Source organism: Paraburkholderia acidisoli (genome assembly GCF_009789675.1).
In the GTDB taxonomy this organism is placed as follows: Bacteria; Pseudomonadota; Gammaproteobacteria; order Burkholderiales; family Burkholderiaceae; genus Paraburkholderia; species Paraburkholderia acidisoli.
Genome location: NZ_CP046913.1, coordinates 561,996 through 576,044 on the forward strand (window position 1 = coordinate 561,996; position 14,049 = coordinate 576,044).

General features: G+C 64.3%; 11 protein-coding genes and 1 pseudogene. 4 read left to right on the plus strand and 8 right to left on the minus strand.

Annotation, left to right across the window (positions count from 1 at the left end):
• Positions 1-6: 6 nt before the first annotated feature.
• From FAZ98_RS02425 to FAZ98_RS36145, 6 genes and pseudogenes are all read right to left on the minus strand, one after another.
• Positions 7-702 (minus strand): deoxynucleoside kinase, encoded by a 696-nt coding sequence (locus FAZ98_RS02425; protein ID WP_158948446.1) that lies wholly within the window; start codon positions 700-702, stop codon positions 7-9.
• Positions 699-1,274 (minus strand): 2-amino-4-hydroxy-6-hydroxymethyldihydropteridine diphosphokinase, encoded by a 576-nt coding sequence (gene folK, locus FAZ98_RS02430; protein ID WP_158951832.1) that lies wholly within the window; start codon positions 1,272-1,274, stop codon positions 699-701. Before folK ends, FAZ98_RS02425 begins: the two co-directional genes overlap by 4 nt.
• Positions 1,275-1,345: 71 nt before the next feature.
• Positions 1,346-2,968, minus strand: a complete 1,623-nt coding sequence (pcnB, locus tag FAZ98_RS02435) for a polynucleotide adenylyltransferase PcnB (protein WP_158948448.1) — start codon at positions 2,966-2,968, stop codon at positions 1,346-1,348.
• Positions 2,965-3,666 (minus strand): histidinol-phosphatase, encoded by a 702-nt coding sequence (locus FAZ98_RS02440; protein WP_158948450.1) that lies wholly within the window; start codon positions 3,664-3,666, stop codon positions 2,965-2,967. The genes pcnB and FAZ98_RS02440 overlap by 4 nt, the downstream gene beginning before the upstream one ends.
• 761 nt (positions 3,667-4,427) lie before the next feature.
• Positions 4,428-5,105: pseudogene (hda, locus tag FAZ98_RS02445) on the minus strand (DnaA regulatory inactivator Hda); the annotation flags it as partial.
• A 19-nt stretch (positions 5,106-5,124) separates the two neighbouring features.
• Positions 5,125-5,538, minus strand: coding sequence for an AI-2E family transporter (locus FAZ98_RS36145; protein ID WP_407672025.1), 414 nt, complete (start codon positions 5,536-5,538; stop codon positions 5,125-5,127).
• 123 nt (positions 5,539-5,661) lie between these two features.
• Here FAZ98_RS36145 and purM point away from each other — a divergent pair, with 123 nt between their 5' ends.
• Both purM and FAZ98_RS02460 read left to right on the plus strand, forming a co-directional pair.
• On the plus strand, positions 5,662-6,735 hold the full coding sequence (gene purM, locus FAZ98_RS02455) for a phosphoribosylformylglycinamidine cyclo-ligase (protein ID WP_158948452.1): 1,074 nt from the start codon (positions 5,662-5,664) through the stop codon (positions 6,733-6,735).
• Positions 6,736-7,003: 268 nt separating this feature from the next.
• Positions 7,004-7,555, plus strand: coding sequence for a lytic transglycosylase domain-containing protein (locus tag FAZ98_RS02460; protein ID WP_233272684.1), 552 nt, complete (start codon positions 7,004-7,006; stop codon positions 7,553-7,555).
• Positions 7,556-7,620: 65 nt separating this feature from the next.
• Here the strand turns inward: FAZ98_RS02460 and FAZ98_RS02465 are convergent, their stop codons facing one another.
• Positions 7,621-9,147 (minus strand): sugar transferase, encoded by a 1,527-nt coding sequence (locus FAZ98_RS02465; RefSeq protein ID WP_325072384.1) that lies wholly within the window; start codon positions 9,145-9,147, stop codon positions 7,621-7,623.
• Between the two features lie 66 nt (positions 9,148-9,213).
• Entirely contained in the window at positions 9,214-9,573 is a 360-nt protein-coding gene (locus tag FAZ98_RS02470) for a hypothetical protein (protein ID WP_158948458.1), read from the minus strand.
• A gap of 700 nt (positions 9,574-10,273) precedes the next feature.
• Between FAZ98_RS02470 and FAZ98_RS02475 the strand changes: the two genes are divergently transcribed.
• Both FAZ98_RS02475 and FAZ98_RS02480 read left to right on the plus strand, forming a co-directional pair.
• A complete protein-coding gene (locus tag FAZ98_RS02475; RefSeq protein WP_158948460.1) occupies positions 10,274-10,948 on the plus strand; it encodes a YjbF family lipoprotein in 675 nt (224 codons plus the stop codon).
• Positions 10,941-14,006 carry a YjbH domain-containing protein gene (locus tag FAZ98_RS02480; RefSeq protein WP_158948462.1) on the plus strand — a complete coding sequence of 1,022 codons (3,066 nt, stop codon included), beginning with the start codon at positions 10,941-10,943 and terminating at the stop codon, positions 14,004-14,006. Before FAZ98_RS02475 ends, FAZ98_RS02480 begins: the two co-directional genes overlap by 8 nt.
• Positions 14,007-14,049 lie beyond the last annotated feature (43 nt).

Here is a 14,049-nt window from a genome sequence, read left to right on the forward strand (position 1 = left end):
CAACGGCTACAGCGACGTGCCCTTGACGAACGATTCCTTGCGGCCGCGCATTGCCTCGATGCGTTCGGCGATGAGCGCAAGGTCCGCTTCGGAGTCGAGCGGGTTCAGGTTCTCGGCGCCGACGGTCAGCACCGGCGCATGGTCGTAATGATAGAAAAATTCGTTGTAGCTGTCGCAGAGCGCCCGCAGGAACGCGTCCGAGATATGCAGCTCGCGCGCGACGGCGCGCTTCTGGATGCGCGCGTACAGCGCCTCCGGGCTCGCCTGCAGATACACCACGAGATCGGGCGCCGGCGTGGGCGCGGTCAGCCTGGCGGCCAGCGCGCGAAACAGCGGCTGCTCGTCTTCGGAGAGCGTGAGGCGCGCGAACAGGTCGTTGCGCTCGGCGAGGAAGTTGGTCACGAGCGGCACGCCCGCGGCGCGGCGCGCGGCCACCTCGTGCGAAAGCTGCTCGCGCTGCAACGCGATATGCAACTGCGCGGCGAGCGCATGCGACGACGACGCGTCGCGATATACGCGCTCGAGAAACGGGTTGTCGGCGTTCGATTCGAACAGCGTTTGCATCGACCAGCGCTCGGCCAGCCGCGCGGCGAGCGCGCTCTTGCCCGCGCCGATCGGCCCTTCGATCACGAGATACTGAAACGCGGGCCGCGTGGCGCGCGCGTTCACCGTGGTGGTGATCGGCAGCGGCGTGGTGTTCATCGGCAGCCGCCGGTTTTGCCGGACGCGGCAGCGGCCACATCGAGCGGATTCCTGGCGGCCTCCGGGGCGCCGGGCAGGCCGAGACACTGGCACGGCGGCTTCTGCTTTTCAATACGCTGATCGGCCACGGCGGCGAGAAACGCGTGCGCGGGGCCGCGGCCGGGAATCAGCACTTCGGGATCGATTTCGACGAGCGGCACGAGCACGAATGCACGGCCCGTCATGCGCGGATGCGGCACGACGAGATCGGCTTCTTCGATGATGGCCTCGCCAAACAGCAGGATGTCGATGTCGAGCGTGCGCGGCGCGTTGCGAAACGGGCGCTCGCGGCCGAAGTAGTGTTCGACGCGCTGGCACAGCGCGAGGAGGTCGTGCGCGGCGAGCCGCGTGTCGAGCTTCACGACGCAGTTGAAATAGTCGTCACCGCCCGCGTCGATAGGCGCGGTGCGGTAAAAACTCGATTTCGCGATCACGGTGAGGGTGTGCTGCTGTGCGAGGCACACCACCGCGTCTTTCAGGGCCTGGCGCGCATCCCCCAGATTTGCGCCGATGCCCAGCCAGGCAACCGTCATGGCTCTATTTCCTGCGACGTTCGTTGCGGTTCGACGCTTCGCGCGGCGCTCAAGCGGCGCCACGCACGGCGTCAATCCTCGTGGGGACCGGCGTCGCCGGCATGACCGGCGTCTTCGTGTTCCACGGCGCCCGCGGTTTCGTGCGCGGCGCCTTCGCCCGTTCTGCGATTCTTCGCGCCGCCGCGGCGGCGGCGCTTGCGCGGGCCGCGCTCCTTGGCGCCGCCTTGCGAGAGCAGGGCTTCGCGCGCGGTGAGATCGCCTTCGATGAAGTCGGTCCACCATTGGCCGACTTCCGTATCCAGCTCGCCCGACTCGCAGCGCAGCAGGAGGAAATCATACCCCGCTCTGAATCTTTGGTGTTCCAGCAGCTTGATCGCGCCGCGGCCGCGCTTTTCGAGGCGCAGTTGCAGGCCCCAGATCTCGCGCATGTCCGACGAGAAGCGCCGATGGATCGCCAGTTTTTCCGTTTGCGCGTCGATCACGTCGTCCATCGCACGCTGCAGCGCGGGCACGGGCAACTCGCCTTCGGTCGTGTATTGCTGCCAGCGCTGCTGCACGTCGTGCCACAGCAGCGTGGCGAACAGGAAGCCCGGCGAGACCGGCTTGCCCGCCCGCACGCGCGCGTCGGTGTTGGAGAGCGCGAGCGAGATGAAGCGCTCGCCCTGCGGCTGTTCGAGCACCACGTCGAGCAGCGGCAGCAGGCCGTGATGCAGCCCTTCCTTGCGCAGCCACTTGAGGCACTCGAGCGCGTGGCCCGAGAGCAGCAGCTTGAGCATTTCGTCGAAGAGACGCGCGGCCGGCACGTTGTTGATGAGGTCGGCCATTTCCTTGATCGGCGCGCGCGTGTGTTCCTCGATCTCGAAGCCGAGCTTGGCCGCGAAACGCACCACACGCATCATGCGTACGGGATCTTCGCGATACCGCGTGGCCGGGTCGCCGATCATGCGCAGCAGACGCGCGCGCATGTCGGCCATGCCGTTGTGATAGTCCAGCACGGTTTGCGTGGCCGGATCGTAGTACATCGCGTTGATCGTGAAGTCGCGGCGCGTGGCGTCTTCGTGTTGCTCGCCCCAGACGTTGTCGCGCAGCACGCGGCCGCTCGCATCGACGTGATGCGTCTTGCGGTCGAGTTCGTCGCGGCGCATGCGCTTTTGCGGCGCGGCGGCGACAGGCGCGGCGTCGGCGGGCGGCGGATCGACGAGGGCGCGGAACGTCGAGGTTTCGATGATTTCCTGGCCGAACTGCACGTGCACGATCTGGAAGCGGCGGCCGATGATGCGCGCGCGGCGGAACAGCTTCTGCACCTGGTCCGGCGTGGCGTCGGTGGCGACGTCGAAGTCCTTCGGCGCGATGCCGAGCAGCAGGTCGCGCACCGCGCCGCCCACGATGAACGCGCGAAAGCCCGCTTGCTGCAGGCCTTCGGTCACGCGGATGGCGTTGCGGGAGATCAGCGCGGGATTGATGCCGTGGACGTCGGCGGACAGGATCACGGGCGTGGCCGGATCGGCGGGCGCCTTGCCGGCGCGCGGTTTCGACGTCCTGGCGGCGCCGGTTGCGCCGGTAGCTTTGGGACGGCGCGTGCGGGGCGCGCTGGTGGCCTCGGCGCCGTCGTCATGCGCGTGGGCGGCTTCGTTGTCTTGCGGCGCTGCGGTGTCGTCGTGGCCGAGCAGCTTGCGGATAAATTTCTTGATCACTGGGCTTGGAACAAATCGAGGATGCGCCAGCCCTTTTGTTGCGCGTGCGCGCGCAGGGTGTCGTCGGGGTTGGTCGCGATCGGGTCGGTGACTTTTTCCAGCAGCGGAATGTCGTTGTGCGAATCGCTATAGAAGTAGCTGTGCTCGAAGTCGGACCAGCTTTTGCCGAGCGAGGCGAGCCACGCTTCGACGCGCACGATCTTGCCTTCGCGATAGCTCGGCGTGCCGGTCGGGCGGCCGGTGAATGCCGATGCCGGATACGCCGATGCCGGATGGCCGTCCACGGTTTCGACCTCGCACGCGATCAGCGTTTCCACGCCGAACGCTGCGGCGATGGGCGCCGTGATGAACTCGTTGGTGGCCGTGACCACGCAGCAGAGATCGCCCGCTTCCTGGTGCTGCTTCACGAGTTCGAGCGCGACCGGCTGAATCGTGGGCGTGATGACTTCGTGCATGTACTGGTCGTGCCACGCCTTCAGTTGCGCGCGCGGGTATTTCGCGAGCGGCGTGAGCATAGCGACGAGGTACGCGTGGATGTCGAGGGCGCCGGCCTTGTAGTCGGCGTAGAAGCGATCGTTCTGCTCGGCGAAGCGCTCCGCGTCGACGATGCCGAGCTTCACCATGAAGCGGCCCCATTGGTGGTCGCTGTCGGTGGGGATCAGCGTGTGATCGAGATCGAAAAGTGCAAGGTTAGCCATGGGCGCTCATTTTACTTGAAGCGGGTGAAGCCGTTGCCGGCGTCGGCGGGCGGGTTTTCCGGGGTGTCGGTCGGGCCGGGTTCCGTGGGTTTGACCGAAGCGGGCGCATTGCCCGAGGCGCTGGCGGAATCCGGCGTCGATCGGTCGGGCGATTCGTTTGCGGATTCGTCTGGCGATGCCGAAGCGGTGCCGTGGCTGGCGGGCGTTACGGGGGCGGGATCGCCGGATTCTGCCGAGTGTGCCGATTCTGCCGTTTGCGCCGGTTCGGCCGCGTTTTCGCCCGGCGCGCCGCCTTCGGCCGCTGGCGCAGGCGGATCGAGGTCGCCGTTCAGTTCGCCGCTCATCTCGTTGCTGACGTCGGCTTCGACTTCGCCTTTCAGCTCCGCGCCCAGTTCCTTGTGAATCACCGGGCGGTATTTGGCCCCCAATTCGCCTTCCACGTTGTCGGTGCGTTTGGCGAACGGGCCGGGCAGCGGGTCGCGCGCCTGTTGGGCGGGCGGTTTAGGCGCTTCGTAGAGCGGCAGTTGCGCGGCGGCGTCCGAATCGGCGGGATCGCGGGTTTCTTCCGCCGATGCGGGCGCGCTGGCGCTTTCGCCTTGTGCGGCGGGCGATTCCGGCAATTCGGACGCGTCCAGCGCTTCCAGCCCTTCCAGCGCGCCCGGTGTATCGGCGAAATCGCCCATCTCGCCCATCTCGCCCATCTCGCCCGGCTCCGCGCCCGAAGCCGCTTCGACCTCGCCGAGCAACGCCTCCACGCCCTTCGCGAGCATCGTGCGCAACAGCGGCAGCGTGACCGCGCGCTTTTGCTCGAGCGAGAAGCGGTCGAGCGCGTCGAGCAGGCTCATCAGGCTCGGCATGTCGCGGCGGAAATGCGTGAGCAGATACGCCGGCACGTCGTCGGCGAGGGCGATGCCGCGTTCGCGCGCTGCGAGCTTGAGGATGGCCGCCTTGCCTTCGTCGGAGAGCGGCGCGAGATGGAACACGAGGCCCCAGCCGAGGCGCGTGCGCAGATCCTCGCGCACGGCGAGCCCCATCGGCGGGGAATTGCCGGTCGCGACCAGCGCGCAGTTGGGATACGCGCGCACTTCGTTGAACAGATTGAAGAGCGCGATCTGTTGCGCACCCGAGAGCGCGTCGCAGTCGTCCACGGCGTAGATCGTCACGCGCGGATCGAACGTGAACGCCGCGAGCGCGCTTTGCGGCCCGAGATAGCGCACATGGCCCGGTGGCGCTTCGTCGGCGAGCGCGTGCAGCAGGTGGCTGCGGCCGTTGCCGGGCTCGCCCCACACATAGAACGTGCGGTCGGCGATGGGACCGGCCACCAGCGAGGCGTCGAGGCCGCGCAGGCGCGCCACCAGCTCCGCGTTGGCGCCGGTGTAGAAGTTGTCGAAGGTCGATGGCGGCGGTGTGCCGAGATCGAGCGTTAGCTGTCGCTGCACCACGGTGTGTCTGACCGAATCAGTTCCTGTAGAGCGCGCTGGCGAGATAGCTGCGCCGCAATTCGCGCAGCGCGATCGAGGCGATCGCACTGGCAGGCAGCGCGAGCAGCACGCCGGAGAGGCCAAATAACTGCCCGAACGCGACCAACGAGACAAACGCGAGCAGCGCGAAGATAACCGCGAGCGGATGCGGGCCGATGCGCAGGCCCACCGCCATCGGCGTAAAAAGGAAGCCTTCGATCGCGCGAACGACGCGGGATACGGCGCGTGTGAGCGGCACGCGGCGGCCGCCCGGCCGAAGCGGCGTGAGCACGAGGCGCACGAGGTGCACGAGGTACAAGAGGCCCGCCACGAGGCCGGGCGCGACCGCGATGCCGGGCCACACAAGTGCCTGACGCTGATAAAGCGCGAGTATCGGAGTGTTCTGCGACAAAACGAAGGTTATGCGGCGCCTGGGGCGGCGGCGGTGCGCGAGCGCCACAATCGCTCGGCCGCCGGCGGCGGGGCGCCGTCAATCGGTTAAAATCTCATTTTACCGACCTTCTGGCGCTTCCCCATGAATCAACCGAAATCCGGCCCCGCTAATCACGCTTCCTCGCAGGACCAAGGCCTTTCCTACGCCGACGCTGGCGTCGACATGGTCGCGGGCGACGCGCTCGTCGACCGCATCAAGCCGTTTGCGAAGAAGACCCTGCGCGACGGCGTCATGGGCGGAATCGGGGGTTTCGGCGCGCTGTTCGAAGTGCCGAAGAAGTACAAGGAACCTGTGCTGGTGTCCGGCACCGACGGCGTGGGCACCAAGCTGCGCCTCGCGTTTCACCTGAACAAGCACGACACGGTGGGCCAGGATCTGGTCGCCATGAGCGTGAACGACATTCTCGTGCAAGGCGCCGAGCCGCTGTTCTTCCTCGACTACTTCGCGTGCGGCAAGCTCGACGTGGACACGGCGGCGACGGTGGTGAAGGGCATTGCCGAAGGCTGCGAACTGTCGGGCTGCGCGCTGATCGGCGGCGAAACGGCGGAAATGCCGGGCATGTACCCCGACGGCGAGTACGACCTGGCCGGCTTCGCGGTGGGCGCGGTCGAAAAGAGCAAGATTATCGACGGCAGCACGATCGTCCCCGGCGACGTGGTGCTGGGTCTGGCCTCGAGCGGCATCCACTCGAACGGTTTTTCGCTCGTGCGCAAGATCATCGAGCGCGCGCAGCCGGATCTGGCCGCCGACTTCGACGGCCGTTCGCTCGCCGACGCGCTCATGGCGCCCACGCGTATTTACGTGAAGCCGCTGCTCAAGCTGATGGAAACCATCACCGTGAAGGGCATGGCGCACATCACGGGCGGCGGGCTGGTCGAAAACATTCCGCGCGTGCTGCGCGACGGTCTCACGGCCGAACTGAACCACGCGGCATGGCCGCTGCCGCCGCTGTTCTCGTGGCTGCAGAAGCACGGCGGTGTTGCCGATGCGGAAATGCATCGCGTGTTCAACTGCGGTATCGGCATGGCCGTGATCGTGGCGGCAGATCAGGCCGATGCGGCTGCGGCGCTGCTGGCGGCGGCCGGTGAACAGGTGTGGAAGATTGGTGTGGTGCGCGAAAGCAAGGAAGGCGAGGCGCAGACGGTGGTGGTTTGAGGCTGGCGCTTAGCCTGAATTGAAGAGAACGGTCAGCGAATGCTGGCCGTTTTTTTATGGCGGCATTCTTTGGCTGCGAGGGGTGAGCAGCAAATTTTGCCGTGTCGGCGAACCAACAGGTTCGGGAAACGCGCGATGACCGCGCCCGCTGCCGTGGCAAAATGCGGCCTGCGTTGGACGGGGTCCAACGCGTTTTTCAAATCACATCATGTTTCGGCGGCTGGCTGCGTTCCGCCCGAGGCATTCAGGTTTTCCGCCGATCATGTTCTTGCCGCTTCGCGCGCCGCTGCGTCGGTGCGCCGTGTTTTCGTCCGCGCTGCTCGTGGGGTTGGCCGCTTCAACAGCGGCGCTGGCCGCGCAAGCCACGAACGGCGCCGGTGCCGCGGCTGAGTCCGCTAAAACCACGCGCACCGATTGCGTGCTGAGCGCGGCCGAATATCACCACGTCAATCCGAATATCCTGCTCGCGATCGCTATCGTCGAAAGCCGGATGCGGCCCGACGCGAGCCATCTGAACGCAAACGGCACGAGCGACATGGGTCTCATGCAGATCAACTCGGTGCACTTGAACGAACTCGCGAAGTACGGCGTCAAGCGCGACGATCTCTACGACGGCTGCAAGAACGTGTACACGGGCGCGTGGATTCTGCGCAAGCGGCTCAACGAATACGGCAACACGTGGGCGGCGATCGGCGCGTATCACTCCGCCACGCCCGCGTTGCGCGACGCGTACGCCGCGCGCGTGCATTCGACGGTGCGCTGGCTGCTCGATTCGGGCTACGCGTACCCGGAGCGGCCGGTAACGCAGGCGGCGCGGTAAATAAAAAAGGCGAACGCAAGGTTCGCCTTTCTTTTTTGGGGCGTTGGTTGGCCCCTTCGTATTGCCTAGTACGCGCCGCGTCGGCCAAACACCACGCCCACGGTGCGCCACAGGATCTTCATGTCCTGCCACGGCGACCAGCTCGTCACGTAACGGCAATCGAGATTCACGCGCGAGTTGTAGGTCACGTCGTTGCGGCCGCTCACTTGCCACAGACCCGTCATGCCGGGGCGCGCCGCATAGTAATACTGGATCGCGCTGCCGTACTTGTGCACTTCGTCGTCGACGATCGGGCGCGGCCCCACGAGGCTCATGTCGCCACGCAACACGTTGTAGAGCTGCGGCAGCTCGTCGAGGCTCGTCGCGCGCAGGATGCGGCCAATACCGGTAATGCGCGGATCGTTCTTGAGCTTGTGGTCGGCGTCCCATTCGGCGCGGGCCTGCGGATCGTTCGCGAGCAACTCTTCGAGAATGCGCTGCGAGTCCATCACCATCGAGCGGAATTTGTAGACCTTGAAGTGTTCGCCATTCGCGCCCAGACGCTTATGGCCGTAGAACACCGGACCCGGCGACGAAAGACGCACGGCCAGCGCAAGGCCGAGCATGACCGGCGAAAGCGCGAGCAGCATGGCGGCGGCGAGCGAGCGGTCGAACAGTTCCTTGAAGAGACCTTGCACGCCGGGTGCCGGCATGTGGTTCAGATCAATCGTAAGTTGTCCGAAAGTTTCACCGGTGCGATGCGAGATGAAATTCGCGGTGGCGGGGTCGGGAATCCAGCGGATCTCGGCGGGCGCGCCGCGCAGCTGCGCGACGATGCGCTCCATGTCGTTGTAGGCGGCGAGCGGCAGCGTCAGCCACACTTCGTCAACGCGATTCGCGACCACGAATGCGCGCACTTCGTCGAGGCTCACGAGGCAGGGCACGGCGCCGTGCGCATCGCGCTTGTCTTCGGCGAAATACCCGACAACCTTGTAGCCCATGGCCGGCGCGCTCACCGTTTTCTGGTGGAAGTCCTGACCATGGCTGCCATACCCGACGATGAACACCGTCTTGGTGTTAAAGCCGTGCCCGCGAACCGCGCGCAGCGCAAAGTAAATCACCACGCGGTCGAGCACGATCAGAAGACCGGCTGAGGCCAGCCACGAAAGCGCCCATGCACGCGAGATCGAACCGCTCTGATGCACGAGGAACGCCGCGAAGAGGGCGCCGAGCCATGCCGTCAGCCACGCGCCAATGGCTTGCGCGCACATTGCCGCCAGGCCGCGGCCGCGCCACGACTGATAAACGCCGAAATAATCGAATGCGGTAAATGCGAAAAATGCGCAGAAAAGAATACTGAAACGATATACGGCGGTTATATCGTGCGCCCAGCCGTGGACCATCGATTTAGCCGAAATGTAACCGGTAATCGCGATGATCGCGACGTCGAGAATTCGTGTGACGAATCGGCGTTTGTCGCCGCTATTGAAGCGCTTTCGAGTCGAGAGGGGCGCCAGTTCGGCGCTGATAGCTTGGGCAGGGTTCATGGGTGCAACCTGGGTAGCGGTCTCAAAACCAGCACAACATGGATCGAAACGGAGCACGCGGCACATGCTGCATGTGCTTTGCACTCCTCACGAATACGTAAAGCTGTGGAAATGACTAGAGCAAGCGGCCCGTTACGACGGTCGCGCGCGCAGGCCCGCTGGCCGCGCACACGCGTCGGGACGCTGCGCCATACCGGTTGCGAAAAAGAGGAGAGGACGTTCGCTCGCCAACGCCCAGCAACGCTGAGCGCTGCGGTAATTGCCATTGCGAACTTGCGCTGTCATGCCGTGCGAACGCGCGCAGCGAATCCACTGCGGGTCGGGCAGTGATAAGCGATTGCATGCGACGTATTCCCCGTAGTTCTTTTTGTTCCCCGTTGCCATTTTTAATGACTTGCGTTTTATGCCAGCGCTTTTGCCGTACTTTTCCTTGAGCTGGCGATTGGCGTCAATTATCGATGAACTCGATGCCTGTGCAACAAAATTTTTCAAATATCTCACGAGGTTGTGAGAATTTGGAGGTTGGTTAAACGTTTGCGCCCCTGCCAGCCTTACAGGTTCGATTCAAGGCGCATTAGAGGTGTTGGTGCGGTACAACATTTGCTAACGAGACTTTTTTCTGTCCTGGAGGAACAGGTAGGCTACGCCGCGTGGGAAAAGCGCCGGGATTAAGTCAGACGTCACCCGTTGTCATGTCAGATTCTTTTGACATCTGATGTTGGTGTTTGTTAGATTCTGCGTCCTACGGGGTTTGCACTCTCTTCTACAAGAGCGGGATTGTCAAAAATGAAAATCAAGAATCTGATCGCGATGGCCGTTGTTTCCAGCATGGCGCTGGCTCCTCTGGCTCAAGCTCAAACGGCTCCGGCTCCTGCTGCTACGGCGGGCACGGGTACGGGCGCTGGTGGTACGGGCGCAGGCGCAGCAGGCGCGGCGGGTGCGGCCGGCGCAGCGGGTATGAGCGTTGGCGCTATTGCTGCCGTTTCGGTGGTGGCAGTCGCAGCAGTGGCAGCAGGCGTTGCTGCCGCTACGAGCAGCAGCAGCAACAACACGGCTGCTACGGCGACCTCCACGTCGACGACGCGTTAATCTTTCCCAATTCCGGATAGATAGTCACGGAGGTTCCGCGTAAGCGGAACCTCCGTGTGTTCGTCTGGCTCCCGATTCTCTTTCTAAGTAGTCCGCAATAAACATGCGTTCGCTGCTGCTCGGTCTCGCCTGTGCGATTCTGCTATCGGCGTGTTCGAGTTCGCTGGAAGGAATTGGCGACGCCTGGCACTTCGTGCATTCGACTCGCTCGTCCAACAATCTGGACTCGACGCGTCTCGATCCCAAATTTACCTATTTGCGCATTACGGTTCACGGCCGTTCTACGCTCATGGTGCTCGGCTATACAGATCCCGATCCGCACGGTCCGATCGAAGTCTGGTATAGCGCGGGCTCGGAAGTCCTGCGCTTGCAGAACGGGCGAGTCGTGGGGAGCGCCGGTTTGCCCATGAACTGGTCCAGCGTGCGTTATTCCGCGGTGCCGGCATGGCGCGAGATCACGGCTCCCGTGACACTGGAGCGTACGCGTGACGTCATGCCGAACTATGACTTCGGCGTGCAGGACGTGCTGACGCTTGCGCCGATCAAACCGCCTTCGAGCTCCGACCTCGCCGATCTTCCCGCCGACAAACTCGCGTGGTTTGCCGAGTCGTCGCGCACGTCGAGCGCGCGCGATGCGCTGCCCCCTGCGCGCTACGCGGTCGAGCAACTCAATGGACAGTCGGTCGCCGTGTATGGCGAGCAGTGTTTCGCCAAATCGTTCTGCTTGAGCTGGCAACGCTGGCCTGCGCGTTTGCCAGTCGAGAGTAACGGTGAATAAAGACCGCTTCCCCGGCCAGCGACGCGCGACTTACCTCACGACCTGCCTGATTGCCTGTGGCCTGCCTTTTCCGGCGATTGCCGGCGAATCGCTGATCGTCACGCAGCCCATGCATCTCGGCGACTGGCTCGCCGGGCGCGTCAACGCGCAAGCCACCGCCGCGCCGCAAACCGATAACCCGCTTTATCCGCAGGGTGTGAGCTGGTTCGCGCACCGCGAACTCGCCTTGCAGGAAGCGCAACGCCAGCAACTGCTGCTCGATATCGGCGCGCTGCGCGACAAAGATCCGACTCGCTCGATAGCGCGCGACGCGGTGTACGGCCTTGTCGACGCACGTTCGGCAACGGGCCGCGTTTCGCTCAAGAGCGGCGATGGGCGCTGGCTGCAAGGCAATCCGGCGAGCGACCCGATGCTCCAGCCGGGCGATATCGTCAAGATTCCGGACCGGCCGCAGACGGTCACGGTGATCCGCTCGACGGGATCGCTTTGTGTGATCCCGTTCCAGGCCAACGCGGAGGCGCTGCACTACGTGCTCGCCTGCAATTCGCACGCGAGTCCGGATACCGCATGGATCGCGCAGCCCGACGGCACGGTGTCGCGTTTCAACATCGCGCTGTGGAATCGCGAGCAACAGGACGCGCCCGCGCCGGGCGCGTGGATCTGGGCGCCCGATCGCGGCGAGCAATGGCCCGACGATATTTCGCAGCGCATCGCCACGTTCTTCGCGACGCAAGGCGTGTCCGAAACCGACGATCCGCGCATGCGCCCCACGGTGGATATGCCCGTTCCGCCGCCGAGCATGGCGGCGCGCTCGCGTGATTTCCCCATCACGGGCGGCGATTGGGGCAGCGTAGGCATTCTGCAAACGCCGACGGCGCGGATGAATCCAGCCGGCGAGGCGTCGTTCAGCGTGTCGACGGTGAATCCGTACACGCGCATCAACGTCATGATGCAGCCGGTCGATTTTCTCGAGTTCGGCTTCCGCTATACCGACATTTCGAACCAGGCGTACGGCCCGGCCGACTGGAGCGGTTCGCAGTCGTACAAGGACAAGAGCGTCGATGCAAAGCTGCGGCTCTGGAAAGAGTCGGCCTATATTCCCGAGGTTTCGGTGGGTGTTCGCGACCTTGCGGGCACGGGCCTGTTCTCGGGCGAATACGTGGTCGCGAGCAAGCGCACCGGCGACTTCGACTGGAGCGCGGGCCTTGGCTGGGGTTACGTCGGCAATCGCGGCAATTTGCCGAATCCGCTTTCGATCGCGAGCAGCCGCTTCAACAATCGTACGGGCAGTGACGGTACGGGCACGCTCTCGAACTCGTATTTCCGCGGACGTACCTCGCTGTTCGGCGGCGTGCAGTATCAAACGCCCATCGACAAGCTGATTCTCAAGCTCGAGTACGACGGCAATAATTACCAGCACGAGCCCTTTGGCGAAACGCTCAAGGACAAATCCCCGTTCAACGTGGGCTTTGTGTATCGCGCGACCTCGTATCTGGATCTGAGCGCGGCGTTCGAGCGCGGCAGCCGCCTGATGCTCGGTTTCTCGCTACACGGCAACTTCCGCAACGCCGAAACGATGAAGGTCGGCGACCCGAAGCCTCTGCCGATTACGCCGCCGCCCGTCGCCTCCAAGGTCAATATGGCGGCGCCGCGTTCGGAACTCTCCGATGTGTCGGCCGCGAATTTCGCGCCTGCGCCGACCGACGTGAAGGAAGTGGATGCGAGCGCGACGCCGGCCGTGGCAAATGCACCCGCTACGCGAACGTTGCACTTGCAACCGGTCGTGATGCCGGAGCCAACCCAGGCCGGAGATCAAACGCAAGCGCCGATTGTTGCGCCCGAACCCGCCACTGACTGGCATAAGCTCGCCGACGATCTCTATGCGCAGATGCATTGGCGCGTCGTGAGCGTGCGGCGCCGCGGCGAGGATCTGCTCGTCGAATTCGACAACCCGGACGCGTTCTACATCCAGGCAACGCTCGATCGCGGCGCGAATGTGCTCAATCGCGAGGCGCCGGCCGGTATTCGGACGTTCACGCTGCAAGTGCGCCAGCGCGGTATGGCGACGGCGACGTACACCATCAATCGCGACGCGTGGTACGCAAGCCACGCCCGCGTGGTGACGCCGAGCGAGAGCACGCCGGTGGTGGTGCAGCGTCCGCCGCTGACCACGCAACAGGTGGACGGCATAGATCAGGTGTTCGCCGAAGCGCCCAAACGCTTTTCGGGTTCGATCGGGCCGGGCTACGCGCAGTCGTTCGGTGGCCCGAATGGCTTCCTCTACGAGATTTCGGCGGTGGCTTCGGGCGAGATGCGCCTCACGCGAACTTCGTGGATCGCGGGCGCGATCAACTTCGACCTGCTCGACAACTACGGCAAGTACAAGGCCGACACGGTTAGCTCGCTGCCGCCGGTGCGCACGGATATTCGCCAGTACGTCACGAGTTCGCGCGTGACGATTCCGATGCTTCAGGCGACCAAGGTGGGCCGTGTGGGCGAAAGCGGTTTCTACAGCGTCTACGGCGGTCTGCTCGAAAGCATGTTCGCGGGCGTGGGCGCCGAATATCTGTATCGCCCGTACGGTAGCCATTTCGCGATTGGTATCGACGGTAACGAAGTTCAGCAGCGCGGCTTCCGCCAGGACTTCTCGATGCTGAGCTACCGCACGTTCACGGGCCATATCACCGCGTACTGGGATACGGGCTGGCAAGGTATTCAGGCGAACGTGAGTTTCGGGCGCTATCTCGCACGCGATGTGGGTGTGACTGTGGACGTTTCGCGACGCTTCCGCAACGGCGTCACGATGGGCGCGTACTTTACGAAGACCAATGTATCGAGCGCGCAATTCGGCGAAGGCAGTTTCGATAAGGGCATTTATCTCAGCTTCCCGTTCGACATCATGCTCTCGCGCTCGACGGGCGATTCGGGCCGCGCGCTCTGGGAGCCGCTGCTGCGTGATGGCGGTGCGAAGTTGAATCGCGCGTACCCGCTTTACAACGTCACCGACATGAGCGATCCGCGCAGCCTCTGGTACGGGCCGCCTTCGATTGGCAAGTAAGAGACGGAAGTGGGCGCTTTTTCGGTGGTTTGCGAATTAGGGT